Raw genomic sequence first — 26695 nt, forward strand, 5'->3', positions numbered from 1 at the left:
CATCCCCTCCGAGGAAGAAGCCATGGCCGAACCGCTCCACGTCGCCCGCGCCGGCGACCTCTCGCTCGCCCTGCTGCCCAATATGGCCAACCGCCACGGGCTCATCACCGGCGCCACCGGCACCGGCAAGACGGTCACGCTGCAGTCGCTGGCCGAACGCTTTTCCTATATCGGCACACCGGTTTTCATGGCCGACGTGAAGGGTGACCTCTCGGGCATGGGGGCGGCCGGCACCGTCAGCCCGAAGCTGCAACAGCGCCTCGACATGCTGGGCATCGCCGATTTCGTGCCCTACCCGAGCCCGGTCTGCTTCTGGGACGTGTTCGGCGAGTCCGGCCACCCGATACGCGCGACCGTCAGCGACATGGGGCCGCTGCTGCTTTCCCGTCTGCTCGGCCTGAACGAAACGCAGGCCGGCGTGCTCACCATCGTGTTCAAGGTGGCCGACGACCACGGCCTGCTGCTGCTCGACATGAAGGACCTGCGCGCGCTGGTGCAGCACGTCGGCGACAACGCGGCGCAGTTCAAGACCCAGTACGGCAACATTTCCACCGCATCGATCGGCGCCATCCAGCGCGGCCTGCTGCAGCTGGAGGAGCAGGGCGCCGACCGCTTCTTCGGCGAGCCCATGCTGGACATCGCCGACCTGATGACCTTCGACGAGCACGGCCGCGGCACCATCAACATCCTGGCCGCCGACCGCCTGTACAACTCGCCCAAGCTCTACTCCACCTTCCTGCTGTGGCTGCTGGCCGAACTGTTCGAACAGCTGCCGGAAGTGGGCGACATGGACAAGCCCAAGCTGGTGTTCTTCTTCGACGAGGCCCACCTGCTGTTCAACGAGGCGCCGCCGGCGCTGCTGGAGAAGATCGAACAGGTGGTGCGGCTGATCCGCTCGAAGGGCGTCGGCGTCTATTTCGTGACGCAGAACCCGCTGGACGTGCCGGATTCCGTGCTCGCCCAGCTCGGCAACCGCGTTCAGCACGCGCTGCGCGCGTTCACGCCGCGCGACCAGAAGGCGGTCAAGACCGCTGCCCAGACCATGCGGCAGAACCCGAAGTTCGACGCCGAACAGGCCATCCTCGAACTGGGCACCGGCGAAGCACTCATTTCCTTCCTCGACGAAAAGGGGCGGCCGTCGATGGTCGAGCGCGCCTTCGTGCTGCCGCCGGCGTCCCGCCTCGGCCCGCTGACCGCCGACGAACGCAGCGCGACGATCCAGCACTCGCCGATGCGCGGCCGCTACGAACAGACGCTGGATCGCGAATCGGCCTACGAAATGTTGGCCGCGGCGGTGAATGCGAATCCGGTCGCCACCGGGAAGCCGGTGCCGGGCGCACAGCCCGGTGCCACCGACGCGCCGGCCGGTGACGGCGGCCTGCTCGGCGGGCTGCAGGATCTGGTGTTCGGTTCGACCGGCCCGCGCGGCGGCCAGCGTGACGGTCTGGCCCAGACCGCCGCCAAGACGGTGGCGCGCACCATCGCCAGTTCGGTCGGTCGCGAAATCGTCCGTGGCGTGCTCGGTTCCATCCTCGGCGGACGACGGAAATAGCGATGTCCGCACCGGCCGCCGACGCGCGCCTCGGCATCTGGCTCGCGGTCATCGCCTCGGCCGGCTTCTCGCTGAAGGCCATCCTGGCCAAGCTCGCCTATCCGCACGGCGTCGATCCGGTCACGCTGGTAGCGCTGCGCATGCTGCTGGCCGCACCGGTATTCGTCGTCGTCGCCTGGCGCGAAGCCCGGCGCGGCGCGCCGCTGACCGCGCGTGACTGGGCGACCGTCAGCGTGCTCGGCCTGTTCGGCTACTACGGCGCCAGCATGCTGGACTTCTACGGCCTGCTCTACATTTCGGCCGGTCTGGAACGGCTGGTGCTGTTCACCTACCCGACACTGACGCTGCTGATCGGCTGGATGGCGCACGGCCGGCGCATCACGCGGCGCGAAATCGTCGCCAGCCTGCTCTGTTATGGCGGCATCGCGCTGGCCGTGGTGCACGACATCGAGGTGAGCGGCGAGGCGGCGGTCATTGCGCTGGGCTGCGCGCTGGTGTTCGGCTCCTCGCTCAGCTTCGCCATCTACCTGACCGGCGCTGCGGCGCCGATTCGCAAGCTCGGCGCGACACGCTTTTCGGCGCTCGCCACGCTGGTGTCGACGGTGGCGGTCAGCCTGCACTTCGTCGCCGTGCGCCCGCTCGACGCGCTGGCGCAGCCGGCGCCGGTGCTGTGGCTGGCGGTGGCGATGGCGCTGTTCTCGACCGTGCTGCCGGTGTTCCTGCAGTCGGCGGCGATCCGCCGCATGGGCGCACAGACCGCCGCACTGGTCGGCAGCACCGGTCCGGTCATCACCGTCTTCCTCGCCTGGTGGATGCTGGCCGAACCGGTGTCGACGCTGCAGATCGCCGGCACCGTGCTGGTGATCGCCGGTGTGCTCTGGGTGGGGCGGCGCTGAGAAGCCGGTCACGGCAGAAAAACAGGGCCATGCTAATTTCATCCCCTTTTCCGGGTACGGGGATGCACAGATGGACGTATCGCGTTTCGAACAGCTGATCCACCGCCTCGAAGCGGTGGCCGCGCGCAACCCGTCAGGCTATCGGGCGCGCGTGGCCGCGGTGGCGCTGCTCGGTTTCGTCATCCTGGCCGTCGTGCTCGGCATGGCCCTGCTGATGGTCGGCGCGCTGGCCGGCGTCGTGATGCTGTTGTTCAAGGGCGGTGGTGTGGTCGCGCTGATCGCGCTGAAGCTGGGCAAGGCCCTCATCCTGCTCGCGCTGCCGCTGTGGCTGCTGCTGAAGACCTCTTTCCGCATGCTGCTGGCGCGCTTTCCGGCACCGGAGGGCCTGGAGATCACGCGCGCGGATGCGCCTCGCCTGTTCGAACGGCTGGACGACATGCAGCGACGGATGAACGGGCCCGCCTTCCATCACGTGCTGCTGGTCGACCAGCTCAATGCCGCCGTCGTGCAGCACCCGCGGCTGGGCCTGTTCGGCTGGAACCGGCACTACCTGATACTGGGCCTGCCGCTGCTGCAGACGCTGGACGAGGACGAAGCGCTGGCCGTGGTCGCCCATGAATACGGGCACCTGGCCGGCAACCACGGCCGATTCGGTGCCTTCATCTACCGGCTGCGCGGCGCCTGGGGCCAGATGCAGGCGATGGCGCAGACCTGGGACGACTGGGGCAGCCGCCTCGTGGCCCGGCTGTTCGGCTGGTACGCGCCCTGGTTCAACGCCTACTCCTTCGTGATGGCGCGCGCCAACGAATACCAGGCCGACCGCTCGTCGGCCGAACTGGTCGGCGCCGCCGCGGCTGCCCGCGCGCTGCAGCGGGTCGGCATCGCCGCACGCTTCGAGGCGCAGGACTTCTGGCCGGGCATCGACCGCCTGGCCCGCGCACAGGCGGAGCCGCCGGCCGCACTCAGCGGCGAATGGCGACGCGCGCTGTCGTCGCTGGACGAAGCGCGCGCCTGCGCCTACCGCGACGAGGTCCTGCAGGAAAGCACCGGCTACGGCGACACCCACCCCAGTCTGAACGACCGCCTGCGCGCATTGGGCGAAACGCCGTCGCCCGTGCTGCCGGCGGTCGGCACGACGGCGGCCGAGCGCTGGCTGGGCGACGCGCTGCCGCGGCTGGCCGGCGTACTCGACACGCGCTGGCGCGACGACGTACGCACGCGCTGGCAGGAGCGCAACAGCTATCTGGCCGAACGTCTGCAGCAGTTGCAGACGCTGCGTGAGAACGGCGAACGCAGCGTCGAGGATGAGTGGATGCTGCTGCAACTCACCGCCGAACTGGAGCCGGACGTCGACCGTCGCCCGGCCGTCGAGGCGCTGCTCGCGCGGGCGCCGGACCACCTCGCGGCCCGCTTCGCGCTCGGTGACCTGAAGCTGGACGCCGACGACGCCGGCGGCATCGACGACATCGAGGCGGTGATGCAGGCCGACGCCGACGCGATACTCGCCGGCTGCGAAACGATCTGGCGCTGGCTGCGCACGCGCGATCCGGTGCGCGCCGACCTGTACCGCGAACGCTGGGAAAAACGCCAGGCACACCTGGCCGGCGTGCAGCACGAAATGGACACGCTGGACCCGAAGTGCGAACTCGGTCGGCACGATCTGCCGCCGGAGGTCGAGGCCGACATCGTGCGCGCCGTGCTGCCGCACGCCGATCGTCTGGCCCGCGTTTTCCTGCTGCGCCGGCCGATCGCCGCCGACCCGCGGGCGCGTGCCTACGTACTGGCTTTCGACATGACACGACGCTGGCTGCGCAGCGAAGAGGCACTCGGCAAGCTGGCGCGCACGCTAGCGGCGGCGGACTATCCGGTCTCGCTGCACGTGGTGCCGCTGGGCGCGAAAGCCTTCCGCGGCTGGCGCAAGCGCATCCGCGCGCTGGGTGTCGAGGCGCTGCCGCTGGACGGCAAAAGCTGAACCTCAGGCGGCCTCAGGCAGCGATTGGCGGCAGTTCGGCGTCGCTCTCGCCCAGCGTGAAACAGAAGGTGGCGCCCTTGCCCGGCTCGGCGCGCGCCCAGACGCGGCCATTGTGGCGACGGATGATGCGCTGGACCAGCGCCAGGCCGATGCCGGTGCCTTCGAACTCACCTTCGCGATGCAGCCGGATGAAGGGATTGAACAGCTTGTCGGCGTGCGCCATGTCGAAGCCGACGCCGTTGTCGCGCACGTAGATCACCGCCTGCTGACCGCGGCCTTCGGCGCCGACCTCGATGCTGCCGTGCGGTACCGGCGACGAGAACTTCCACGCGTTGCGCAGCAGATTGTCGAGTGCGATGCGCAGCAGGCCGACGTCGCCAGCCACCAGCATGCCGGGCTGGATGACGAAGGTGCAGTCGCGCCGCGGATCACCGGCGCGCAGCATGTCGGCGATCTCCTGCGCCAGCGCGCTGAGGTCGACCGGCTGGCGCTGCAGCGGCATCCGCGTCACGCGCGACAGTTCGAGCAGGTCGTCGACCAGATGCTCCATGCGCAACGCGGCGCGCAGGATGCGTGACAGCGCGTCGAAACTCGCCTTGCCCAGGCCGCTCACGTCCGGCCGTGTCATTTCCGATTCGAGCACGCTGGCGAAGCCGTGAATGGCGCGCAGCGGGCCGCGCAAGTCGTGCGACACCGAGTAGCTGAAGCTTTCCAGTTCCTCGAACGCCGCCTTCAGGCTGGAAGTGCGGCTGCGCACGCGCTCGTCCAGCTCGTGGTTGAGCGCGCGCAGGTCTTCCTCCGCCTTGACCTGGCGGCTGACGTCGCGCGCGCTGCCGCGGTAGCCGGCGATCTGGCCGGCGGCATCGCGCCACGGCCGGCCGGACAGCGCCATGATGCGCACGCCGCCGTCCTGCTGTCGCCAGTCGATCACGATGTCGCGGAAGGGACGGAATTCCTGCGTCAGCAGCGCGATGTCGTCGTGCCGCTGCGGGCCGGGCCGGCGCATCGCGAACAGCGCGTTCAGCGACAGGCCGCGCAACGGCCAGGCGCCGTCCGACGTGTACACAATGGTGCGCGCGGCATCGGTTTCCCAGAACCAGTCGGCCGCCGCCTCGGCGAAATCGCGCAGCCGCGTGCGTTCGGCTTCGAGCTCATTGATCTTCTTGTCCAGCTTGTCGCGCAGCCGCTCGGCGTACAGCGCGTCGGCGTCGCCGACCACCGGCCGCTGCGGGCCGCGGCTGCCCAGCGCTTCCAGCTCGGCGATCAGGGCGCCGATCTCGCACGGCTTGACCAGGAAGCGGTCGGCGCCCAGCCGGTAGGCCAGCTCCTCGTCGCGGCGGTCGGTGAAGGTGGCGGTATAGAAAGCGAACGGGATGGCGGCCAGCTGCGGGTGGGCGCGCACCGCGCGGCACAGGCCGTAGCCATCGAGTTCCGGCATCAGGATGTCGGACACGATGAGGTCGGGCGGCTGCGCTTTCGCCAGTTCAAGCGCGGCGCGCCCGTCGGCGGCGGCCCGCACCGCGTGGCCGCGCGATTCCAGCGCAGCACTGAGCATCAGGCGGGAGTTCTCGTCGTCTTCGGCGATCAGGATGTCCATCAGGCTTGGGCCAGTACGTCTTCGATCTGTTTCATCACCCGCAGCGGGTCGATGGGCTTTTCTATGTAGCCGTTGCAGCCGGCGGCCAGCACGCGCTCGCGGTCACCGGCCATCGCGAACGAGGTGATCGCGACCATCGGAATCGGCGGCCAGCCCTCGGCCGCGCGGATGCGACGGGCGACTTCGATGCCATCGATGTCCGGCAGCTGGATGTCGAGCAGGATGAAATCCGGGCGCTCGCGCAGCGCCTCGGCGACCCCCTCCAGCCCGGTCATCGCACAGCGCGTACCGTAACCCCCGGCGTGCAGGATGAATGTGATCAGTTCGAGGTTGTTCTCGTTGTCCTCGATCACCAGCGCGGTCTTCACGGGCGGCCGCCCTCCGTCGCGCGGCCCGAGCCTTCGCGCGGCAGGTGCAGCGTGAAGCGGCTGCCCACGCCCGGCGTGCTCTGCACGTCAACGCTGCCCGACAGCAGTTCGGTGGCGATCTTGCGCGTCAGGTAGAGGCCGAGCCCGGTGCCGGGCGTCTTCACGCGCAGGTGGGAATCGATGCGTTCGAAGGGCTGGAAAAGGCGGGACAGTCCGGCATCGTCCATGCCGATGCCCGTATCCTCGACGCTGATGTCGAGCCAGCTGCCACGCACGCTCGCCTCCACAGTGATGGTTCCTTCGACGGTGTACTTTACCGCGTTGCTCACGAAATTCAGTATGCATTGGAGCAGCCGCCGACGGTCCGCCTGGACCAGGATGCCCGGTGGCACGCGCACCTCGATGTCCAGCTTCTTCTCGCGCGCCGCCGGCAGCACCGACTGCACCGCCTCGTCGATCACCGCCTCGACCTCGAAGCGCTCCTCGAACACGTCGATGAAGCCGGCTTCGATCTTCGATATGTCGATCACGTCGGTGATCAGCGCCAGCAGGTGCCGGGCCGAGCCATAGACGCGGGTCAGCTGGTCGTGCTGGCGCGTGTTCAGTTCGCCCGCCATGCCGGCCAGCACCACACCGGTGAAGCCGATGATGGAATTGAGCGGGGTGCGCAGTTCGTGCGACATCGAAGCGATGAACATCGATTTGAGCCGGTCGAGATCCTTCAGGCGCTCGTTGGCCTGCGCAAGTTCCGCGGTGCGTTCGCTCACCCGCTGTTCCAGCGTTTCGTTGGCCACGCGCAGCGCCTGTTCGTTGCGCTTGATGTCGCTGATGTCGCGCAGCACGCTGGAAATGAACTGCACCTCGCCATCGGCGCCGCGGTGCGCGACGCGCACCGCCGACATCGGCACGCTGCTACCGCCCGCCGCGCGCAGCCGCGTCTCGCCGACCCAGATGCCGTCCGTCATCACCGCCGGCAGTTCGACCTTGAGGTAATGGCGATAGGCGTCCGGCGGATAGAGGTCGGCGACCAGCAGATTGTCGGGCAGCGCGCTGCCGGTCAGGCCGACGGTGCGCCGCGCGGACAGGTTCAGGTAGGTGATGCGCAGATCGGTGTCCACCGTTGACACGTAGTCCGGCGTCGCGTCGAGGATGGCCGACAGCCTGACCTGCTCCGCCTGCGCGCGGTGGCGCTCGCGCGCGACCAGGAAGCGGCCGAGCAGCGTCGCCACCTCGCCGGCGAAGCGCTGCTCGTCGTGCGCCCACTCGCGCACGTCGCCGGTGTGTTCGAGACAGACGACACCGGCCAGCCGGCCGTCGAGAAAGACCGGCGCGTCGAGCATGGCGCTGACGCCCTCGGCGTCGAGGTAGCCACCGGTGAATTCGCGCACCTGCGGATCGCGGCGCGCGTCGGCGGCGGCAATGGTGCGGCCGCTGCGCAACGCGGCGAAATAGTCGGGGAAGGCGGACGCCGCCAGCACGGCGCCGGAGACATGGCCGCGATCGACGTCGATCCGGCGGCGGTCGTACAGGTCCATGCAGCGCAACCGGCCGGTGTCGACGTCCAGCCGCCAGACGCTGGCACGACTCACCGACAGCGCGTCGGCGACCACTTCGGTCAGCGTGGCGAGCGCCGCGTCGTCGCCGGCCGACAGCGCATGATCGACGCTGAGGCGCATGACGGCGGCCAGCTGGCCGTCCTGCCGTTCGAGCCGGTCGCGCTGTTCGCGCCGCGCACGCAGATCGTCGGTCACGTCGATGAAGGTGGCCTGTATGGCCTGGGCGCCGTCCCAGCTGACCTGGCGAATGACCGAATCCAGCGTGCGGCGCTGGCCGTCGGTGCGCACCACGTCGAGCTGCATCGGCAGCACCCGGCCGGACGCCAGCAGGCGGCGGTTGCTGTCGCTGGAAATGACCGGCAGGTCGTCGGCCACCACCATGTCGGCCAGCGAGTGCTGCCCCATCAGGTCGGCCACCGACTGGAAGCCCAGCAGTTCGGCCGCGCGCCGGTTGGCGTACAGCGGCTGGAACTGACGGTGGATCAGGATGCCCTGGATCGAGCCGTCGAACAGGTCGAGCAGCTGTGCCTCGCGGGTGCGCGCGCGGCGCGACGCGGCGGCGCGCTCATTGAGCGTGATCGACAGCGAATAGGGCGCGATCGACATCGTGATGACGAAGGCCTGCAGCAACAGCAGCGCGCGCAGCGGCGTCTCGCTGCCCAAGGGGCCGAGGCCGGTCTGCGTGCCGTACAGCGCGACGCCGTTCATCAGCACCAGCAGCAGGCTCATCCAGCGCACCTTGAGGCGGATCGCCGACCACACCAGCACCGCCGGCAGTACCAGCATGTAGGGCTCGGGACCATCGAGCAGGCGCAGGAAGAGGGCGGCCGTCACGCCCAGCGTCAGCAGCAGCCAGGGCAGCACGGTCAGCAGGTCGGCCACCAGTCGCTGCAGTTGCAGGCGACCGATCCAGCCGGCGACCAGCTGCACCACCAGCAGCGTGCCGGCGAAATGGGCGGCCGCGTGCAGCGTCCAGTCCGACAGGTAGAAAGGCGCGCCGGACGACCAGGCGTCGCTGGCGCCACGGGCCACGGCCAACAGCAGCGCGACGCCAATGAACCAGGCGTAGTGGTCGGCGCGCATGCGCGGGTAGGGCTGCAGCGGGAAGGTGCGCAGCACCTGCGTGCCGACGCAGACCAGGACGCCGGTCAGTGCCGCATTCAGCGTCGCTGCCAGCGGCGTCTGCCCGGCCAGCACACCCTGCACCAGCGTCACCAGCATGACCGGCACCGCGTGCGCAAGGCCGAACAGCAACACCACGGCGAAGGCGACGCCAAGGCCGATCTGCAGCACCGGCGGCTGGCCCTCGGACAGGCCGAGCAGCGGATCGACCTGGGTCGCCAGTGCACAGGCCGCCGCGCTGGCGACGTAGCGGAGCGGGTGCAACGAGGCGCGCGGAGATGCAGACACGATATGCTGCGGCAGTGAATGGTCGGCGCATCTTAGCGTTCTTCCGGCGCCGCGACCTATCGGCACAAGGAACGATGGACGCGGCGCGGCGTCCACCGCCCAGCCCGTCAACCCTCGTCGACCACGATGACACGCCTGATACGCCTCGGCCTCATCCTCGCCGCGCTGATGCAACCCGCCCTCGCCGCCCAGTGCGTGCCACCCGGCCGCTGGATCGCGCCAGGCAAGGGCGAACTCGACGCCGGCCGCGTGCTCGCCCGCGCCAGCGCACAGAGCGTGCTGCTGCTCGGCGAAACGCACGACGTCGCCGCTCACCATGACTGGCAGCTCGACACGCTGCGCGCACTGCACGCACGGCGCCCGCAGATGGTGATCGGCCTGGAAATGCTGCCGCGCAACGCCCAGCCGGTGCTCGACGCCTGGGTGCGTGGCGACCTCGACGAGACGGCGCTGTTCGAGCGCACCGGCTGGACGCGCACCTGGGGCGTACCGCCGGCGCTGTACGCGGGCATCTTCCGCTTCGCGCGCGAGCACCGGCTGCCGATGCGCGCGCTGAACATCGAACGCCAGGTGGTGCGCGAGGTGTCGAAGCTGGGTCTTGCCGGCGTGCCACCCGCCCGGCGCGAAGGCGTCGGCGACCCGGCCGACGCCCCCGACAACTACCGCAACTGGCTCAAGCAGATCTGGAGCGATCACATGCCGCAGGCGCAGGCGGCGTCGAACGAGGCTTTCGTGCGCTTCATGCAGGGCCAGCTGCTGTGGGACCGCGCGATGGCCGAGGCACTGGTGGCCGCGGCGCGTGACTACCCGCAGGCACTGGTGGTCGGGCTGATGGGCAGCGGCCACGTCATCCACGGCCACGGCGTCGAACACCAGCTGCGCGCGCTCGGCGTGGCCGACGTCGGCAGCCTGCTGCCGTGGGACAGCGATGCCGACTGCGCCGATCTGGTCGCTGGCGTCGCCGACGCCGTGTTCGGCATCGTGCCGACGGTGCAGGACACGCGGCGCTGATGCGCGCGCCGCATTGGCTGGCCGTCGCCTGCACGCTGTGCTGCGGCAGCGCGCTGGCGGCACCGCAGTACGCGATCACCGCGCGCCTTGCGCCGGCCAGCGGCACGCTGGACGCCTCCGCCCGCATCGTGCTGCCGGCCGGCGAAGCAGTGGCGCTGCGCATGGACGGCGCCCACCGCATCGAATCGCTGCAGCTCGACGGCCGCCCGCTGGCCGCGGCGCGCGACGGCGGGCAATGGCGCATCGACCTCGCGGCCGCCGCGCGCGAACGCCAGCTCGAACTGCGCTGGCAGATCCGCGCGCAGGCCCCGGACAGCGCCGCCCGCCACCGCGACACGCTGACCGCCTTCGCGCCGCAGATCGGCGAAGCAGGCAGCTTCCTGCCGGCTGGCGGCGCCTGGTACCCGCTGCCCTACGACAGCGCCGGGCCGCTGCTGCACCGCTACGCGCTCACCGTCGACCTGCCCGCCACGCAACGCGCGCTGGCGCCGGGCGACCTGACGCAGGACACGGTGCGCGACGGCCGGCGCAGCCAGCGCTTCGACGCGCGCCAGGACGGCGAGGGCGCCGACCTGATGGCCGGCCCGTGGCAGCAGACGACGCGCGCGCTGCGTGCCCGCGACGGTCGCACGCTGACGCTGGTCACGCTGTTCCATCCGCAGCTGGCAGCCGAAGCCGAAGGCTATCTCGACGCCGCGGCGCAGGCACTGACGCAGTTCGAGGCGCGCTTCGGCGACTACCCGTACAGCCGCTTCAGCATCGCCTCGTCGCCGACGCCGACCGGCTTCGGCATGGCCGGCCTGACCTACCTCGGCATCGACGTGCTGCGCCTGCCCTTCATCCGCCACACCTCGCTGCCGCACGAGATCGCGCACAACTGGTGGGGCAACGGCGTGCATCTGGCGCTGGACAGCGGCAACTGGTCGGAAGGCCTGACCACTTTCGTCGCCGACTACGCCCAGCGCGAAGCACAGGGCGACGACGCGGCGCGCACGTTGCGCCTGGACTGGCTGCGCGGCCTGTCGGCGCTGGCGCCGTCGGCGCACGACAGCCTGGCCGACTTCGGCGGCCGCACGCACGACGCGTCGCAGGCCATCGGCTATCACAAGGCGGCGCTGCTGTTCCTGATGCTGCGCGACACGCTGGGTGCGGCCACCTTCGACCGCGCACTGCGCACCTTCTGGTCCACCCACCGTCACCGCCGCGCCGGCTGGAACGATCTGCGCGCCGCCTTCGAGCAGGCGTCCGGCCGCGACCTGCGCCGCTTCTTCGCCGAATGGGTGGACGGCCGCGGTCTGGCCGAGCCGCGGCTGGACGCGGTCACGCCGGGCGCCGACAGCGTCACGCTGACGCTGGCGCAGCCGGCACCGCCCTATCTGCCCGCCCTGCCGCTGCACCTGCGCGACCCGGACAGCGGAGCGCTGCGCGTCGAAACGCTGGCCCTCGACCGGCCGCAGCAGTCCTTCACCTTGCCGCTGCAGGGCTGCGTCGAACTGACGCTCGACCCGGATTTCCGCACCGCGCGCCGACTGCGCCCGGGCGAGGCACCCCCCATCCTGCGCGAAGCGACGCTGGACGGCACGCTGGCGCTGACCGTGCTCGACGGCGGCGACGCGCGTTTCACTGCGGCGGCCGACGCGCTGGTCGGCGACTGGCTGGACGCACCGCCGCCGCGGCTCGCCGCCGACGTCGCACCCGGGCGCAGCGCCCGCATGGTGATCGGCCGCGGTGCCGACATCGACCGCTGGCTGTCGCGGCATGGCCTGCCGGCCCGCCCGCGCGACGGCGACGTCGTCGCGTGGGCCGTACGCAGCGCCGCTGGCGGCACGCTGGCGCTGGTCGCCGCACGCGACGCCGACGCGCTGACGGCGGCCCGGCGCGCCTTGCCGCATTACGGTCAGCAGGGCTGGGTGGTGATCAAGGACGGACGCGCCAGTGCGCGCGGCCAGTGGCCGGCGCAGACGCAATGGACCCGGGTGTGCGCGCTCAGCGCGCGATGAGCAGCGCGTCCAGCCCGAGCCGGTCACGCAGCAGGCGGGCGGCCGATTCGGCCGCTTCGCGGCTGGCGAAGGGGCCGGCCTGCACGCGGTGGCGACTGCCGTCGCTGTTCACCCGCACGCGGTCGGCCAGTTCGACCAGCCCGTCGACGACGCGACGGCTCAGCGCCTGCGCGTTGTCGAGGCCGGAGAATGCGCCCAGCTGCAGCCAGTGACCGGCGTCGGCAGGCGCCGCTTCGGTCGACAGCGCGGCGATCACATCCCGATCGGCGGCGGCACGCTCGACCGGCGGCGTGCGCTGCACTTCCGGCCGACCGGCGGCACGACGCGCCAGCAGATCGCCCGGGCTGCCTTCGGCGAACACCGCCTCGACCTCGACTTCGGCACTGCCGTCGTTCACGTAACCGAGCTTGGCGGCGGCGGTCCATGACAGGTCGATCACCCGGCCCGGCTTGAACGGACCGCGGTCATTCACCCGCACGACGACCGAGCGGCCGCTGGCCAGGTGGGTGACGCGAGCGTAGCTCGGGATGGGCAGTGTCGCGTGCGCAGCGGTCATCGCGTACATGTCGTACACCTCGCCGCTGGAGGTCTTCTGCCCGTGGAACTTGCGGCCGTACCAGGAAGCGCGGCCGCGCTGGCGGAAGGGCTTCGCCTCGGTCATCGGCACGAAGCGCATGCCCAGCGCCGAGTACGGCCGGTTGGCGAAGCGGTGCAGCGGTTCGTCGCGCGGCACGGCATCGGGAATGGCGGCCAGCGTGGCGGCGTCCGGCGCGTTGTCGCCCGGGCCGTCGTCCAGGTAGTAGCCGCCGCCGCGCCGGGTCGCCGGCGGCGCCGGGCGAACCGGTTCGCCCGGCGGTGTGCGCACAACGGGCGCCGGATCCGGCTCGATCTCGGTCACCGGCGGCGCGCCGGCACAGCCGACGAGCGCCGCGGCGGCCGACAGCAGCGCGAGCAGGCCACGGATGCGCACGATCAGCGCTCCCGCCGCCGGCGCCGGTGCGCCTCGATCGACATCAGCAGTCCGAGGCCGATGCACAGCGTCACCAGCGCGGTGCCGCCGTAGCTCACGAAGGGCAGCGGCACGCCGACCACCGGCAGCACGCCGGTCACCATGCCCATGTTCACGAAGGCATAGGTGAAGCAGGACAGCGAAATCGCGCCGGCCAGCAGGCGACCGAACAGCAGTGGCGAGCGGGCGGCGATCATCAGGCCGCGCCCTATCATCGCCATATATATAAGCAGCAGCACAACCGCCCCCGCCAGTCCGAACTCCTCGGCCATCACGGCGAAAATGAAGTCGGTGTGGCGCTCCGGCACGAACTCGAGATGGGTCTGCGTGCCCTCCTTCCAGCCCTTGCCGAACACGCCGCCGGAGCCGATGGCGATGCTGGACTGGATGATGTGGAAGCCGCTGCCGCGCGGGTCGGAAGTCGGATCGAGCAGGGTACACACGCGCTGCCGCTGGTAGGCCTTGAAACCGGGCCACTCGACCCCCTCGGCGCACATCGCGTCGCCCTCGACCGCCAGCGTGGCGATGCCGACGACGCCGATGGCGAGCACCGGGATGATGAGCTTCCACGACAGGCCGGCGAAGAAGATGACGAACACGCCCGCTGCCAGCACCAGGATGGCGGTGCCGAGGTCCGGCTGGTGGAAGATGAGGGCGACCGGTATCAGCAGGATGACCAGCGCCACCATGAAGTCGCGCACCCTGAGCTGCGCCTCGTGCCGGTGGAAATACCAGGCCAGCATCAGCGGCACCGAAATCTTCAGCATTTCCGACGGCTGTATCCGGGTGAAGCCGATGTTGAGCCAGCGCTGCGCGCCCTTCGACGTTTCGCCGAACAGTTCGACACCGATCAGCAGCACCACGCCGACCACGTAGAAGGGCAGCGCCAGCTGCATCAGGCGCAGCGGCGGAATCTGCGCCACCACCAGCATGACGCCGAGGGCGACCGCCAGATTGACCAGGTGGGCGTCGAAGCGGAAGGAGAAGTCCGCGGTGGCGCTGGCCATGACCAGCGTCGCCAGCGACAGCAGCAGGGCGGTGATCGCCAGCAGCGGCGGGTCGAGCGCCGACAGCAGGCCGAAGATGCGCTCGCGCAGCGCCGACCACCTATTCGCTGTCAGTTGCATCGGCATCCTCCGGTGCAGGGCCCGCCGGCTTGTTGCCCAGCAGGTAGTAATCGAACACCTGGCGCGCGATCGGCGCCGCCGACTGCGCACCGAAACCGGCGTTTTCGACGATGACTGCGAGCGCGATCTTCGGGTCGTCGGCCGGTGCGTAGGCGATGAACAGCGCGTGGTCGCGCAGTTTCTCGGCCAGCTTGCCGCCGCGGTACTGCGCGCCGCGCAGCGAGAAGGCCTGCGCGGTGCCGGTCTTGCCGGCGGCGACATAGGGCGCGCCGGCGAAGGCGCGGGCGCCGGTGCCGGCCTTGTTCACGTCCTCCATCGCCTGCTTGATCACGGCGATGTGCTCCGGCTTCAGGTTCACCCGCCGCGTCGGCTGCGGCTCGATCTGCCGCACCGCACCGGTGCGCACGTTCTCGACCTGCTTCACCAGATGCGGCTTGTACACGACGCCGTCGGCCGCCAGGATCGACACCGCATGCGCCATCTGCAGCATCGTGTAGGCGTTGTAGCCCTGACCGATGCCGACCGAAATCGTTTCGCCCGCGTACCACTTCTGCTGCTCCGGCTTCTTGAAGCGCTTCTTCTTCCACTCGGGCGACGGCAGCACGCCGGTCGCCTCGCCCTCGATGTCGATGCCGGTGCGGCTGCCCAGGCCCATCTGCGCCATGAAGCCGGCGATGCCATCGATGCCCCAGTCGGCCGCCAGACGGTAGTAATAGGTGTTGCACGACACGACGATGGACTTGTGCATGTCGACCGAGCCGTGACCGCCCACCTTGTCGTCGCGGAAGCGGTGACCGCCGAAGTCGAAGTGGCCGGGATCGGCGATGGCGAACTGCGGCGTGCGCTTGCCGGCGGTCAGCGCGCCGAGCGCCATGAAGGGCTTGAAGGTCGAGCCGGGCGGGTAGGCGGAATAGATGGCGCGGTTCAGCAGCGGATGGTCGGCCGAGGTGTTCAGCGCCTCCCAGTTGGCGCTGTCGATGCCATCGACGAACAAATTGGGGTCGAAGGTCGGTTTGCTCACCAGCGCCAGCACGCCGCCGGTCGAAGGTTCGATCGCCACCAGCGCACCGCGCCGCTCGCCGAAGGCCTGCTCGACCACGCGCTGCAGGCCGGCGTCCAGCGTCAGCCGCAGATTGTTGCCGTTCTGCGGCGGCGTGCGCGACAGCACGCGCACCGCGCGACCGGCGGCGGTCACCTCGACCTGTTCGAAGCCGGTGACGCCGTGCAGGTCATTCTCGTACGACAGCTCCAGCCCGCTCTTGCCGATGTGGTCGGTACCGCGGTAGTTGTCGGCCACGCCGGCTTCGTCGATGCGCTCGGCGTCGCGCCGGTTGATGCGGCCCATGTAGCCGAGCACGTGCGACGCCAGTTCGGTGTTCGGGTACTGGCGGAACAGCCGCGCCCGCACCTCGACGCCGGGGAAGCGGTAGCGCTGGGCGATGAAGCGTGCCACCTCCTCGTCGGTCAGCCGGGTGCGTATCGGCAGCGAATCGAAGTTGCGCGACTCGTCCATCAGCTTGCGGAAGCGCTTACGGTCGCGCGCCTCGATATTCACCAGCTGCGCCAGCTCGTCTATCGTCGCTTCGAGGTCGTCCACGCGCGAGGGCTGGATTTCCAGCGTATAGGCGGAGTAGTTGCGCGCCAGCACCTCGCCGTTGCGGTCGACGATGAGACCGCGATTGGGCGTCACCGGCAGCAGCGCGATGCGGTTGTCCTCGGCGCGGGTGGCGTAATAGTCGTGCCGGACCACCTGCAGCCAGAAGAAGCGCGAGAACAGCAGCGCGAAGCACACCAGCACCAGCGCGCCGGCGAAATACACGCGGCGGCGGAAGCGGACGAGCTGCAGTTCCGGGCTGTTCAGGTCGGTCATGGCGCCGACCAGCCCGCGAAGGTCGACGCGCGGCGCCGACCGGTCAGGGAGACGCTACGTGGTCCGATATGTGCGCAGGAAGTGAGCATAGGCACATTCATCAGATCGGCCGGTTCTCGTCCTTGTTCTCCGGCCGGTACTGCGGCAGCAGCAGCACGAAGCTGATCGGATGCCACAGCAGCGTGGCGATCAGCGCGCCGGCGAAGTATTCGAGGCCGGGAAATTCGGCGTCGCCGGCCAGCCGCACGAGCAGCATCACGCACTGCGCGCCGACCAGCATCGGCAGCACGTGCAGCGACTGGCGCAGCGGGCCGAACCACAGGATGCGGCGCGAGAAGGTGGTCGCCGCATAGGCGAGCAGCACGTAGGCGAGCGCGTGCTGACCCATCAGGCTGCCGTAGCCGACGTCCATCACGACGCCCATCACGAAGGCGCTGCCCATGCCGACGCGCAGCGGCTCACGCACGCACCAGAAGCACAGCACCAGCGCCACCCAGTCCGGCAGCCAGAAGGCGCGGCCGAGCGGCATCAGGTTCAGCACCAGCGCCACCAGCAGCGACAGCCAGACAAACCACGGACGGACCGGACGCAGGATGCGACGCGAACTGAAGGAGGGCTGGTTCATTTCTTCGCCTCCTGCGGCAGAGCGTCGGCAGGCAGCACGCTCTCCGGCTGCACCGGCTTGCCCGGCGCCATGATGAGTACGGCCGAATGCGCCTCGACGCCGGCGATCGGCACGCAGAGGATGCGCACGAAACCGCCGTCGCCGTCACGGTCCACCGACTTCACGCGCGCCACCGGCAGGCCCGGCACGAACACGCCGTCGAGGCCGGAGGTGACGATGCGGTCGCCTTCGCGCAGATCGACGTCGGCCGCCAGGTAGCGCAGTTCCAGCGTGCCGCTGCCGGCGCCGAACATGACGGCGCGCACGCCGGTGCGGGCGACCTGCACCGGCAGCGCCTGGTCCTTGTCGGAAATGAGGGTGACCTCGGCATTGAGCGGATAGACGCGGGTGACCTGGCCGATCACGCCGACGTCGTCCACCACCGGGCTGCCCGGCTCGATGCCGTGGGTGAGGCCCTTGTCGACGACGACGCGACGCGAGAACGGGTCGCGCACCGCGTAGATCACCTCGGCCACGCGCGCATCGACCTTCACCCGATCGCGCATGTCGAGCAGCGCGCGCAGGCGGGTGTTTTCCTGGTCCAGCTGCTCCTGGCGCAGCCGTATCGTCGCCAGTTCGGTGTGTTCGCGCCTGAGCTGCGCGTTTTCCGCCTGCAGCCGGGCGAGGTCGGCGAAGTACTCACCGGCCGAACGGACGCCGGCCACCGGCATGCCGGCGGCGACCTGCAGCGGCGTGGTCACCACCGACAGCGCCTGCCGCACCAGTTCGAGGTAGTGCAGCCGGTAGTCGACCACGATCAGCGTGAGCGAGGCACTGGCCAGCAGTACGAGGCGCACGAGCGGCGCCGGGCCGCGCCGGAAGAACGGCGGTGGGGAATGTCCGGCGACCGGTGAAGCCATGAATCAGGAAATCGCTTGTCGAAGAGGAAGACGGGAACCGTGCTGCCGTACGGGAGCAAGTAACGCCCGCGTTGCGCCGCACCACCGCCGCATCGCGGCCATAGGCCGCTCCCACCAGGCCCGCGCCGGCTTCGTGGGAGCGAGCTTGCTCGCGATAGCTGCCTGCATCGAAGCTCCAAGGTCGGCATGAGCCGCATCGCGGCCAGAGGCCGCTCCCACAGGAGCAGGCGCCCGATCCGCGGCCAGAGCCGGGTGGTTTGTGGGAGCGAGCTTGCTCGCGATAGCTGCCTGCATCGAAGCTCCGCGGTCGGCATAAGCCGCATCGCGGCCGAAGGCCGCTCCCACAAAGCCGGGCGCAACCTGTGACCGTGACATCAGCCGGAAATCACTCGTTGGCGAAGATGCTGCCGAGCTGGTCCATCTTCTCCAGCGCGGTGCCGGAGCCGCGCACCACGCAGGTGAGCGGGTCGTCGGCCACCACCACCGGCAGGCCGGTCTCTTCCATCAGCAGACGGTAGAGGTCGCGCAGCAGCGCGCCGCCGCCGGTCAGCACCATGCCGCGTTCGGCGATGTCGGCGCCCAGTTCCGGCGGGGTCTGTTCGAGTGCGCTCTTCACCGCCGACACGATCTGGTTCAGCGGCTCGGTCAGCGCCTCCAGGATTTCGTTCGACGAAATGGTGAAGCTGCGCGGGATGCCTTCGGCCAGGTTGCGGCCCTTCACTTCCATCTCCTTCACTTCGGAGCCGGGGAAGGCGGAGCCGATTTCCTTCTTGATCGCCTCGGCGGTCGTTTCGCCGATCAGCATGCCGTAGTTGCGGCGGATGTAATTGATGATGGCTTCGTCGAACTTGTCGCCGCCGACGCGCACGCTGCCGGCGTACACCATGCCGCCCAGCGAGATCACGCCGACTTCGGTAGTACCGCCGCCGATATCGACCACCATCGAGCCGGTGGCTTCCGACACCGGCAGGCCGGCGCCGATCGCGGCGGCCATCGGTTCCTCGATCAGGTACACCTGGCTGGCACCGGCGCCCAGCGCCGATTCACGGATGGCACGACGTTCGACCTGGGTGGAGCCGCAGGGCACGCAGATGATTATCCGGGGCGAAGGCGAGAACAGCCGCGAGTCATGCACCTTCTTGATGAACTGCTTGAGCATCTGCTCGGTCACCGTGAAGTCGGCGATCACGCCGTCCTTCATCGGCCGGATGGCGGTGATGTTGCCCGGCGTCTTGCCGAGCATCAGCTTGGCCTGCAGACCCACGGCCTGGATGGTCTTCTTGGCGTTGGGGCCGCCTTCGGTGCGGATGGCGACAACCGAAGGTTCGTCCAGCACGATGCCCTGGCCACGCACGTAGATCAGCGTGTTGGCGGTGCCGAGGTCGATGGCCAGATCATTGGAAAAATAGGAACGCAGGAAACCGAACATGGATGGTCTTATATGAAAGCGGCCGCTCAGCGGCCGGAACAGGAATCGGGTCGGATGTGGTCAGCAGCGGTGTTGCGGCGGGCGACCCGGCGGCAGCTTTCGTCGGACCCGGGCCGCGGATGGCGGCCGGACGTTCGGGCCGGCTGCCGGGCGGGCAGCCTGAATGGTTCATAATGATAACCCAACAGTGCATAAGCTCCTTGAACCGAAACATCTTTGCATGCGGACGCCCCTGGCGCCCGACACCCCGGATCTGCATTCCATGTCCCTGACCGACCAAGAAGTCCGCCACATCGCGAAGCTGGCGCGCATCGAACTGCCCGACGCCGAACTCGACCGCACGCGCAGCCACCTCAATTCCATGCTCGGCCTGATCGAGCAGCTGCAGGCCATCGACACCACCGGCGTCGAGCCGATGGCGCACGCGACCGATCTGGTGCTGCGCCTGCGCGAGGACCGCGTGACCGAAAGCGACCGCCGCGCCGCCTATCAGGCGGTCGCCCCGGCGGTCGAGGACGGCCTGTATCTCGTGCCCAAAGTCATCGAATGAGTGATCGTATGAGCGCCCCCGAAACCGTGAAGTCGCTGGCCGCAAAGCTGGCGGCAGGCGAAGCGTCGGCCGTCGAGCTGGCGCAGGACTACCTGGCGCGCATCCGCGACGCCAACGCGACGCTGAACGCCTATGTCGAACTGAACGACGACCAGACGCTGACCGAAGCCCGCGGCGCCGACGCGCTGCGCGCCGCAGGCCGGGCCGGCGTGCTGACCGGCGTGCCGATCGCGCACAAGGACATCTTCTGCCAGACCGGCTGGCATGCGCGCTGCGGCTCGAAAATGCTGGAAAGCTTCGCCGCGCCCTACGACGCCGGCCTGATCGAGCGTTCCCGCGCCGCCGGGCTGGTGACGCTGGGCCGCACGAATATGGACGAGTTCGCGATGGGCTCGACCAATGAATCGAGCTACTACGGCGCGGTGCGCAACCCGTGGAACATGGAGCACGTGCCGGGCGGTTCCAGCGGCGGATCGGCTGCCGCCATCGCCGCCGGTCTGGCGCCGGCCGCCAGCGGCACCGACACCGGCGGCTCGATCCGTCAGCCGGCCGCCTTCTGCGGCATCACCGGCATCAAGCCCACCTACGGCGTCGTGTCGCGCTGGGGCATGATCGCCTACGCCTCCAGCCTGGACCAGGGCGGCCCGATGGCGCGCACCGCGGAAGACTGCGCACTGCTTCTGAACGCCTTCGCCGGCTTCGACGAACGCGACTCGACCAGCCTGCAGCGCCCGGCCGAGGACTACACCCGCGCGCTGGCGCAGCCGCTGGCCGGCCTGCGCATCGGCGTGCCGAAGGAGTTCTTCGGCGACGGCATGTCGGCCGACGTGCGCGCCGCGGTCGAGGCCGCGCTCGCCACCTTCCGCACGCTCGGCGCGGTCACCGTCGAGGTGAGTCTGCCGCGTTCGGGCATGGCGGTGCCGGCCTACTACGTCATCGCGCCGGCCGAAGCCAGCTCCAACCTCAGCCGCTTCGACGGCGTGCGCTACGGCTACCGCGCACCGGACTACGGCAACCTCGACGACATGTACGCGAAGACCCGCGCCCAGGGTTTCGGCGCCGAGGTGAAGCGGCGCATCCTGATCGGCACCTATGTGCTGTCGCACGGCTATTACGACGCCTACTACCTGCAGGCGCAGAAAGTGCGTCGGCTGATCGCCGAAGATTACGAAGCGGCCTTCGCGCAGTGCGACCTCATCATGGGGCCGACCACGCCGAACACCGCCTACCGCATCGGCCAGAACGACGAAGACCCGCTGGCGATGTACCTCGGCGACATCTACACCACGTCGATCAATCTGGCCGGCCTGCCCGGCATGAGCATTCCCGCCGGCTTCGGCGCCGACGGCCTGCCGGTCGGCCTGCAGATCGTCGGCCGCTGGTTCGACGAGGCGCGCATGCTGGGCGCCGCCCACCAGTTCCAGCAGGCGACCGACTGGCACCTGCGCACACCGGAGACCTGACACGATGCAGACATTTCGCTACAGCAGCACGCAGCTGCAACTGATACTCGACGAGGCCGGCATCTACATGTGCGCCTGCCCGGCCCAGCTGGCCGCGCAGATGATGGAACTGCGCACCCTGCACCAGTACCAGATGAACTGCATGAGCGAAATGCCTGACATGGCCGACAGCCATCGCACCATCGCTGACGCCGTTTTCCGTGCGCACGCGCTGCTCGAAGAGGCGCTCGACCGCGTGCTCGATATCGAGGGCTGGGACAAGGCCTCGCTGAAGATGCCCGACGGTCTGCGCAAGAAGCGGGACGAACTGCTTTGACCTTTCGTTTCGCGCTGCCGCTGATCGCGGCGCTGGCACTGCTGGCCGCTTGCGCACCGCTGCAGCAGACGCCGGCGCCGCAGCGACCGCTGCCGCCGGCACAGATGCCGGAAGCGGGGCGCCCTAAGCCGCCAATCAAGAGCACCAAGCCGCTGCCCATCCCGGCGCGGCCGCTGCAGGCGAAGGCCGACTGCAGCTACCGCGACGACGTCGGCACCGAAGGCCGGCTGCAGCTGGAAGTGAAGAATTCGAAGGTCGAACGTTTCGCGTCCGACGTGAACATGGGCAGCAAAGGTCGCTGCAGCTTCGACCTGGCAGCCTTCCGGCAGACGAGTTTCGATCACACGCCCACGCTGGTCGCCGGTGCCTGCACCATCAGCATGTGGGAACAGAAGGACGAAGTGACGGTGTCCTACCGCAACTGCGCCGCGTACTGCACGCCCGGCGCGCACGATTACCTGTGGCCCACGCTGGTGAGTCGCAGGACCGGCAACTGCCGGTAAAGCACAGAGAGAACGCACCATGAGCAGATCGAACTGGGAAGTGGTGATCGGGCTGGAAACGCATACCCAGCTGAACACCGCGTCGAAAATCTTCTCCGGCAGCTCGACCGCCTTCGGCGCCGCGCCCAACGCGCAGGCCAGCCCGGTCGACCTGGCGCTGCCCGGCGTGCTGCCGGTGATGAACCGCGCCGCCGTCGAGCGCGCCATCCGCTTCGGCCTCGCCATCGGCGCCACCGTCGCGCCGCGCTCAGTTTTCGCGCGCAAGAATTACTTCTACCCGGACCTGCCGAAGGGCTATCAGATCAGCCAGTACGAACTGCCGGTGGTGCAGGGCGGCACGCTGACGATACGGGTCGGCGAGGGCGACAAGGCTTACGAAAAAGTGGTGCGCCTCACCCGCGCCCACCTCGAAGAAGACGCCGGCAAGAGCCTGCACGAAGATTTCCATGGCATGTCCGGCATCGACCTGAACCGCGCCGGCACGCCGCTGCTGGAAATCGTCAGCGAGCCGGACATGTCGTCGAGCGCCGAAGCGGTGGCCTATGCGCGCGCGCTGCACGCGCTGGTGCGCTGGGTCGACATCTGCGACGGCAACATGCAGGAAGGCAGCTTCCGCTGCGACGCCAACGTGAGCGTGCGCCGCCCCGGCGAGCCGCTGGGCACCCGCCGCGAAATCAAGAACCTGAACAGCTTCCGCTTCCTGCAGCAGGCCATCGACTACGAGATCCAGTGGCAGATCGAACAGATCGAGGACGGCCACAAGATCCAGCAGGCCACCGTGCTGTTCGACCCGGACACCGGCGAGACCCGCATGATGCGCAGCAAGGAAGACGCGCACGACTACCGCTACTTCCCCGACCCCGACCTGCCGCCGCTGGTGATCGCCGCCGAGTGGGTGGACGAAGTGCGCCGCGCCATGCCCGAACTGCCGGCCGCGCTGGCCGCGCGCCTGCAATCGGATTACGGCCTCTCCGCCTACGACGCCGCCGGCCTCACCGCCAGCCGCGAAACCGCCCAGTACTTCACCGACGCGCTCACCATCGCTGGCGCGGCGCAGGCCACTCAGTTGGCTAAACCGCTCGCCAACTGGGTCATGGGCGAACTGGCCGCGCGCCTGAACCGCGAAGAGCGCGACATCGCGCAAAGCCCGGTCAGCCCGGCCCAGCTCGCCGGTCTGGTCGCCCGCATCGCCGACAACACGATTTCGAACAGCATCGCCAAGAAGGTGTTCGACGCGCTGTGGAACGGCGAAGGCAAGGACGCCGACGCCATCATCGACGCGCAGGGCCTGAAGCAGGTGACCGACGCCTCAGCCATCGAACCCATCATCGACGAGGTGTTGGCCGCCAACCCGAAATCGGTCGAGGAATACCGCGCCGGCAAGGAAAAGGCCTTCAACGCCCTGGTCGGTCAGGTGATGAAAGCCAGCCGCGGCAAAGCCAGCCCGGCGCAGGTGAATGAGCTGCTGAAGAAGAAGCTGGGCGGCTGAGTAAGGTGCAGCGCGGTTTTGCCCTCACCCGCGTCAGCGGGTGAGGGTGGCGCACAGTGGCAGTCGAGGCGCAGGGGACGCACCGCTCGCTGCACGAAGATCTGCCCGCGCGCCCCGTCGTCCGCATCGGGGACGCTGCGCATGCAGCATCGCAACGGATCAGGCGCACGCCTTCCCGCTCACACCGCTGAAAGAAGTGCGTCGAGCGGACTGCGCACCCCACCCCCACCGACCTTGAGCACATGCGTATAGATCATCGTGGTCGACACGTCCGCATGACCGAGAAGCTCCTGCACCGTGCGAATGTCGTAGCCTGACTGCAGCAGCGCCGTGGCGAAGGAGTGTCTCAGCGTATGAGGCGTGGCGGGCTTGTGCAGGCCCGCCCTCCTACTCGCGCGCTGATAGGCGCGCTGGAATGTCTGGTCATACATATGATGGCGGCGGACCACACCAGTACGCGGGTCGACCGCGTGTTCGGCCTGCGGAAACACCCAGAACCACGCCCACGACGCATCCGCACGCGGATACTTGCGGGCGAGTGCATCGGGCATCTCGACGCCCGCCCGGATCGTCGGTCTTCGTCCCACAGCACGCGTGCACGCGCCATCTGATCGCGCAGCGGCGATACCAGCGACTGCGGCAACATCAGTGCGCGGTCCTTGCGCCCCTTGCCCTCACGCACGATGAGCGTGAGGTGCTCGAAGTCGACATCCTTCACCCGCAGCCGCAAGCCCTCGGTCAGCCGCATGCCGGTGCCGTACAGCAGCTGGGCGAAGAGGCGATGTTCTCCTTCCATCAGCGCGAACAGACGCTTTACCTCGTCAGGCGACAGCACGACCGGCAGGCGGCGCGTCGTGCGCGGCCGTCCGATCTCATTCATCCACGGCAGATCAATGCCGAGGACCTGCTTGTAAAGAAAGAGCAGCGCCGATAGCGCCTGCTTGTGCGTCGATACCGCGACACTGCGCTCATTGGCGAGCCAGGACAGAAAAGCCTCGATCTCCGCCCGCCCCATCGTGGACGGATGACGCAGCCGGTGGAACCGGATGAAGGCCTTCACCCAATGAACATATGTCCTCTCGGTGCTTATGGTGTAATGAAGGTAGCGTATCCGCTCGCGTAGCTGATCGAGCAAGCGAACGGATTTCAGAGGCGGAAGCGAAGGGGTAAGGTTTTTCATCGCCGTTTAATGCTGTATGAATATATAGCATAGGTCGACGAAACCCCTATGGCAAGGCTGTTTCCGGGCCATCACCCCAGCCTGTTTACCCGGCAGCTTCCGTGTTTATGGCGCAAAACTGCGCCAGAAAACAAAGTTGGGCGTCATGAACAGAGCCTGGGTGCTAGCTCGGTCAGTGTTCCTAGCTTCTGCTGCGCCAGCAGCGGCCTTTGCGCTGGTATCACCACTGCTTGATCAGAACCTTACGTTCAAGCTCTTCATCCTCAACTTCTTCGGTGCGTTTCTCGTGTCTGCGTGCCATACCGTGGCACTGGGGCTTCCTGCCGCATTCGTGCTTCACCGAACCGGTCTTCTTACCTTTGGTTCTTTAGCTGCGGCTGGCTTTTCAATCGGTGTGCTTCCGACGGCAAGTCTGTTGCTCATTCAGTGGGTCACTGAGCCAAGCCTGAGCCTTGTTTGCCAGTCAAACTCTGAGTGCCAAGCCGCACTAGCTGCCAGCAGAGCCGGGCCAGAGGCAATCTTTGTTGTCCTCGCCGTAGGAGGGCTTGGTGTCTTGGCTGCCTTAAGCTTCTATGCGTCGTATCGTGCATCTGGCCTCTTCAACCGTGCCACATGACGCCCAACCCCTCAATCGAGAGGACTTGCCCCGGCAAGCCGGGTCAAGCCTCTCATCTCAAACGTTAGAGCGCATGAATCCAATACGGTGGCTGCTGGAGCTGAGTGCGAGCCTAGCCGAGCGACGCGCAGGTAAAGTCGATCCGCGTGCTTATGGCTAAGAACGCGTCGACTCCCGAGAGTACGAGGCATGGATTGAAATTGGCGAGGCCGTGCTCCTGGAGACCAATCTGAAGTGGCCTGAGCGATGGGTCCAGATTTCTGAAAATTCGAGACGAATGTCCAGAGTGGTTCAAGCGCACGACGGGCTCTTTCGGCTGAGCACCTACGAGAGCCGTGATGGCAAATGGTGCGGCTGGGAGGGACCGGCGATCTATGAGTCACTCGAATCTGCCATTGGTGCGGGGCTAGAACAGCTTGAACGTCAGGCTAGGTAGGCGCGTGCACAAGATGCGCTCTAACCAGTCGCTCGAGCCGACTCGCGTCGGCAAGCCGCCGCTCGCGGCTCAGCTTCAACGTTGAACGTCACCGGTTCTTGGTGTTTCTGGCGGGCGGTCCAAGTCGGCGTACAGCGCCCGAGCCAGCGACTGCAACGGCCAGCGAGAGTGGCGACTTCGCACTCCGCACTCGCGTGAGGTCGCCCCTTGTTGTGCCATGCCCATGTGCTAGTGTTTCGGGGCATTGAGGGCGGCGGGCCGTGGCAAGCACCGCTGGCCTGATTCAGTTCAGATCAATTTAAAGGGGCAACGGCTTCGTCATGCACAACGTGCCTTCGCTGACGGTCTCGGTGTCGTCCAACACTGCGTTCGAGCGGACCGCCCAAAGCTGCGCTTTGGGTGCCCTGCGCGGCTACGCCGCTCCGGCGTCCGCACAACTACGACGTTGGGCGGCTTAACGAAGATGCTCGTAGCTCTCGCAAAGATCGAATGCGACCGAATCACCGACTGGCCGTCATTCCACGACGAATTCAACCGCGTGTTTCAGTTTCCGGCGTTCTATGGACGAAACATGAATGCGTGGATTGACTGCAGTCGAGTCTTGATGCGCCCGAAGAAGAAATGACTTCCATACACTGTGAGCCGGGTACGGTTCTGACCGTTGAGCTTGAGAACGTCAAACCGTTTATGGCTAGATGTCCCGAGCAATACGCTGCAATTGTTGAGTGCTCGGCGTTTGTTAACTGGCGTCGCATTCAGCAGGGTGAGCCTGCGGTGTTGGCGTTGTCATACCATGCGTAGCCGCCCGCCCAACCCATCAA

General features: G+C 68.3%; 22 protein-coding genes. 11 read left to right on the top strand and 11 right to left on the bottom strand.

Features of this window, described 5'->3' with window-relative positions:
* Positions 1–22: 22 nt before the first annotated feature.
* The 3 genes from METFAM1_RS0113935 to METFAM1_RS0113945 all read left to right on the top strand — a co-directional run bounded on the left by METFAM1_RS0113935 (position 23) and on the right by METFAM1_RS0113945 (position 4420).
* A complete protein-coding gene (locus tag METFAM1_RS0113935; protein ID WP_019915954.1) occupies positions 23–1552 on the top strand; it encodes a helicase HerA-like domain-containing protein in 1530 nt (509 codons plus the stop codon).
* Positions 1553–1554: 2 nt separating this feature from the next.
* Entirely contained in the window at positions 1555–2448 is an 894-nt protein-coding gene (locus METFAM1_RS0113940; protein ID WP_019915955.1) for a DMT family transporter, read from the top strand.
* Between the two features lie 70 nt (positions 2449–2518).
* On the top strand, positions 2519–4420 hold the full coding sequence (locus tag METFAM1_RS0113945; protein WP_019915956.1) for a M48 family metallopeptidase: 1902 nt from the start codon (positions 2519–2521) through the stop codon (positions 4418–4420).
* A gap of 13 nt (positions 4421–4433) precedes the next feature.
* On the opposite strand, the gene METFAM1_RS0113950 is transcribed toward METFAM1_RS0113945, so the two are convergent.
* The 3 genes from METFAM1_RS0113950 to METFAM1_RS0113960 are packed head-to-tail and all read right to left on the bottom strand — an operon-like array spanning position 4434 to position 9351.
* The gene (locus tag METFAM1_RS0113950) at positions 4434–6017 is read right to left on the bottom strand and encodes a sensor histidine kinase (RefSeq protein WP_019915957.1); all 1584 of its coding nucleotides are present in this window, start codon (positions 6015–6017) and stop codon (positions 4434–4436) included.
* Positions 6017–6385, bottom strand: coding sequence for a response regulator (locus METFAM1_RS0113955; RefSeq protein WP_019915958.1), 369 nt, complete (start codon positions 6383–6385; stop codon positions 6017–6019). Before METFAM1_RS0113955 ends, METFAM1_RS0113950 begins: the two co-directional genes overlap by 1 nt.
* Positions 6382–9351 (bottom strand): ATP-binding protein, encoded by a 2970-nt coding sequence (locus tag METFAM1_RS0113960; protein WP_232419770.1) that lies wholly within the window; start codon positions 9349–9351, stop codon positions 6382–6384. The genes METFAM1_RS0113955 and METFAM1_RS0113960 overlap by 4 nt, the downstream gene beginning before the upstream one ends.
* A gap of 126 nt (positions 9352–9477) precedes the next feature.
* Between METFAM1_RS0113960 and METFAM1_RS0113965 the strand changes: the two genes are divergently transcribed.
* Together METFAM1_RS0113965 and METFAM1_RS0113970 are read left to right on the top strand one after the other, a co-directional pair.
* Complete coding sequence (locus METFAM1_RS0113965) at positions 9478–10362, top strand: ChaN family lipoprotein (RefSeq protein ID WP_019915960.1); 885 nt, start codon at positions 9478–9480, stop codon at positions 10360–10362.
* The gene (locus tag METFAM1_RS0113970; protein WP_019915961.1) at positions 10362–12362 is read left to right on the top strand and encodes a M1 family metallopeptidase; all 2001 of its coding nucleotides are present in this window, start codon (positions 10362–10364) and stop codon (positions 12360–12362) included. The genes METFAM1_RS0113965 and METFAM1_RS0113970 overlap by 1 nt, the downstream gene beginning before the upstream one ends.
* On the opposite strand, the gene METFAM1_RS0113975 is transcribed toward METFAM1_RS0113970, so the two are convergent.
* The 6 genes from METFAM1_RS0113975 to METFAM1_RS0114000 all read right to left on the bottom strand — a co-directional run bounded on the left by METFAM1_RS0113975 (position 12349) and on the right by METFAM1_RS0114000 (position 19321).
* On the bottom strand, positions 12349–13332 hold the full coding sequence (locus tag METFAM1_RS0113975; RefSeq protein ID WP_019915962.1) for a septal ring lytic transglycosylase RlpA family protein: 984 nt from the start codon (positions 13330–13332) through the stop codon (positions 12349–12351). The genes METFAM1_RS0113970 and METFAM1_RS0113975 overlap by 14 nt on opposite strands.
* A 2-nt stretch (positions 13333–13334) precedes the next feature.
* A complete protein-coding gene (rodA, locus tag METFAM1_RS0113980) occupies positions 13335–14498 on the bottom strand; it encodes a rod shape-determining protein RodA (protein WP_020647594.1) in 1164 nt (387 codons plus the stop codon).
* Entirely contained in the window at positions 14479–16368 is a 1890-nt protein-coding gene (gene mrdA / locus METFAM1_RS0113985; RefSeq protein ID WP_019915964.1) for a penicillin-binding protein 2, read from the bottom strand. The genes rodA and mrdA overlap by 20 nt, the downstream gene beginning before the upstream one ends.
* Positions 16369–16468: 100 nt before the next feature.
* Positions 16469–16993 carry a rod shape-determining protein MreD gene (gene mreD / locus METFAM1_RS0113990; protein WP_019915965.1) on the bottom strand — a complete coding sequence of 175 codons (525 nt, stop codon included), beginning with the start codon at positions 16991–16993 and terminating at the stop codon, positions 16469–16471.
* A complete protein-coding gene (gene mreC, locus METFAM1_RS0113995) occupies positions 16990–17892 on the bottom strand; it encodes a rod shape-determining protein MreC (protein ID WP_019915966.1) in 903 nt (300 codons plus the stop codon). The genes mreD and mreC overlap by 4 nt, the downstream gene beginning before the upstream one ends.
* A gap of 385 nt (positions 17893–18277) precedes the next feature.
* Entirely contained in the window at positions 18278–19321 is a 1044-nt protein-coding gene (locus METFAM1_RS0114000; RefSeq protein ID WP_019915967.1) for a rod shape-determining protein, read from the bottom strand.
* Positions 19322–19583: 262 nt separating this feature from the next.
* Between METFAM1_RS0114000 and gatC the strand changes: the two genes are divergently transcribed.
* From gatC to gatB, 5 genes are read left to right on the top strand one after another with little or no spacing between them, the layout of a single operon-like run.
* On the top strand, positions 19584–19871 hold the full coding sequence (gene gatC, locus METFAM1_RS0114005) for an Asp-tRNA(Asn)/Glu-tRNA(Gln) amidotransferase subunit GatC (protein ID WP_024300710.1): 288 nt from the start codon (positions 19584–19586) through the stop codon (positions 19869–19871).
* Positions 19872–19879: 8 nt separating this feature from the next.
* The gene (gene gatA / locus METFAM1_RS0114010) at positions 19880–21334 is read left to right on the top strand and encodes an Asp-tRNA(Asn)/Glu-tRNA(Gln) amidotransferase subunit GatA (RefSeq protein ID WP_019915969.1); all 1455 of its coding nucleotides are present in this window, start codon (positions 19880–19882) and stop codon (positions 21332–21334) included.
* Between the two features lie 4 nt (positions 21335–21338).
* Positions 21339–21650 (top strand): hypothetical protein, encoded by a 312-nt coding sequence (locus METFAM1_RS0114015; protein WP_019915970.1) that lies wholly within the window; start codon positions 21339–21341, stop codon positions 21648–21650.
* Positions 21647–22153, top strand: coding sequence for a hypothetical protein (locus METFAM1_RS0114020; protein ID WP_019915971.1), 507 nt, complete (start codon positions 21647–21649; stop codon positions 22151–22153). The genes METFAM1_RS0114015 and METFAM1_RS0114020 overlap by 4 nt, the downstream gene beginning before the upstream one ends.
* 19 nt (positions 22154–22172) lie before the next feature.
* A complete protein-coding gene (gene gatB / locus METFAM1_RS0114025; protein WP_019915972.1) occupies positions 22173–23642 on the top strand; it encodes an Asp-tRNA(Asn)/Glu-tRNA(Gln) amidotransferase subunit GatB in 1470 nt (489 codons plus the stop codon).
* A gap of 179 nt (positions 23643–23821) precedes the next feature.
* Here the strand turns inward: gatB and METFAM1_RS21450 are convergent, their stop codons facing one another.
* Both METFAM1_RS21450 and METFAM1_RS20210 read right to left on the bottom strand, forming a co-directional pair.
* Positions 23822–24091 carry a tyrosine-type recombinase/integrase gene (locus tag METFAM1_RS21450; protein WP_456297509.1) on the bottom strand — a complete coding sequence of 90 codons (270 nt, stop codon included), beginning with the start codon at positions 24089–24091 and terminating at the stop codon, positions 23822–23824.
* A complete protein-coding gene (locus METFAM1_RS20210; protein WP_456297510.1) occupies positions 23989–24822 on the bottom strand; it encodes a phage integrase N-terminal SAM-like domain-containing protein in 834 nt (277 codons plus the stop codon). Before METFAM1_RS20210 ends, METFAM1_RS21450 begins: the two co-directional genes overlap by 103 nt.
* Positions 24823–26337: 1515 nt before the next feature.
* Between METFAM1_RS20210 and METFAM1_RS21405 the strand changes: the two genes are divergently transcribed.
* Positions 26338–26499: a barstar family protein gene (locus METFAM1_RS21405; protein ID WP_198291405.1), complete on the top strand. Its 162-nt coding sequence runs from the start codon at positions 26338–26340 to the stop codon at positions 26497–26499.
* Positions 26500–26695: the final 196 nt, after the last annotated feature.

The organism is Methyloversatilis discipulorum (assembly GCF_000527135.1).
Classification (GTDB): domain Bacteria; phylum Pseudomonadota; class Gammaproteobacteria; order Burkholderiales; family Rhodocyclaceae; genus Methyloversatilis; species Methyloversatilis discipulorum.

What these genes read in the sequence shown, in the direction of transcription:
- METFAM1_RS21405 (WP_198291405.1), top strand. Translation starts at nt 26,338, where the DNA reads ATGCTCGTAGCTCTCGCAAAGATCGAATGCGACCGAATCACCGACTGG.
- rodA (WP_020647594.1), bottom strand. Translation starts at nt 14,498, where the DNA reads ATGCAACTGACAGCGAATAGGTGGTCGGCGCTGCGCGAGCGCATCTTC.
- METFAM1_RS0113965 (WP_019915960.1), top strand. Translation starts at nt 9,478, where the DNA reads ATGACACGCCTGATACGCCTCGGCCTCATCCTCGCCGCGCTGATGCAA.
- METFAM1_RS20210 (WP_456297510.1), bottom strand. Translation starts at nt 24,822, where the DNA reads ATGAAAAACCTTACCCCTTCGCTTCCGCCTCTGAAATCCGTTCGCTTG.
- gatA (WP_019915969.1), top strand. Translation starts at nt 19,880, where the DNA reads ATGAGCGCCCCCGAAACCGTGAAGTCGCTGGCCGCAAAGCTGGCGGCA.
- mreD (WP_019915965.1), bottom strand. Translation starts at nt 16,993, where the DNA reads ATGAACCAGCCCTCCTTCAGTTCGCGTCGCATCCTGCGTCCGGTCCGT.
- METFAM1_RS0114015 (WP_019915970.1), top strand. Translation starts at nt 21,339, where the DNA reads ATGCAGACATTTCGCTACAGCAGCACGCAGCTGCAACTGATACTCGAC.
- METFAM1_RS0113970 (WP_019915961.1), top strand. Translation starts at nt 10,362, where the DNA reads ATGCGCGCGCCGCATTGGCTGGCCGTCGCCTGCACGCTGTGCTGCGGC.
- mreC (WP_019915966.1), bottom strand. Translation starts at nt 17,892, where the DNA reads ATGGCTTCACCGGTCGCCGGACATTCCCCACCGCCGTTCTTCCGGCGC.
- gatB (WP_019915972.1), top strand. Translation starts at nt 22,173, where the DNA reads ATGAGCAGATCGAACTGGGAAGTGGTGATCGGGCTGGAAACGCATACC.
- METFAM1_RS0113945 (WP_019915956.1), top strand. Translation starts at nt 2,519, where the DNA reads ATGGACGTATCGCGTTTCGAACAGCTGATCCACCGCCTCGAAGCGGTG.
- gatC (WP_024300710.1), top strand. Translation starts at nt 19,584, where the DNA reads ATGTCCCTGACCGACCAAGAAGTCCGCCACATCGCGAAGCTGGCGCGC.
- METFAM1_RS0113940 (WP_019915955.1), top strand. Translation starts at nt 1,555, where the DNA reads ATGTCCGCACCGGCCGCCGACGCGCGCCTCGGCATCTGGCTCGCGGTC.
- METFAM1_RS0113935 (WP_019915954.1), top strand. Translation starts at nt 23, where the DNA reads ATGGCCGAACCGCTCCACGTCGCCCGCGCCGGCGACCTCTCGCTCGCC.
- METFAM1_RS0114000 (WP_019915967.1), bottom strand. Translation starts at nt 19,321, where the DNA reads ATGTTCGGTTTCCTGCGTTCCTATTTTTCCAATGATCTGGCCATCGAC.
- mrdA (WP_019915964.1), bottom strand. Translation starts at nt 16,368, where the DNA reads ATGACCGACCTGAACAGCCCGGAACTGCAGCTCGTCCGCTTCCGCCGC.
- METFAM1_RS0113950 (WP_019915957.1), bottom strand. Translation starts at nt 6,017, where the DNA reads ATGGACATCCTGATCGCCGAAGACGACGAGAACTCCCGCCTGATGCTC.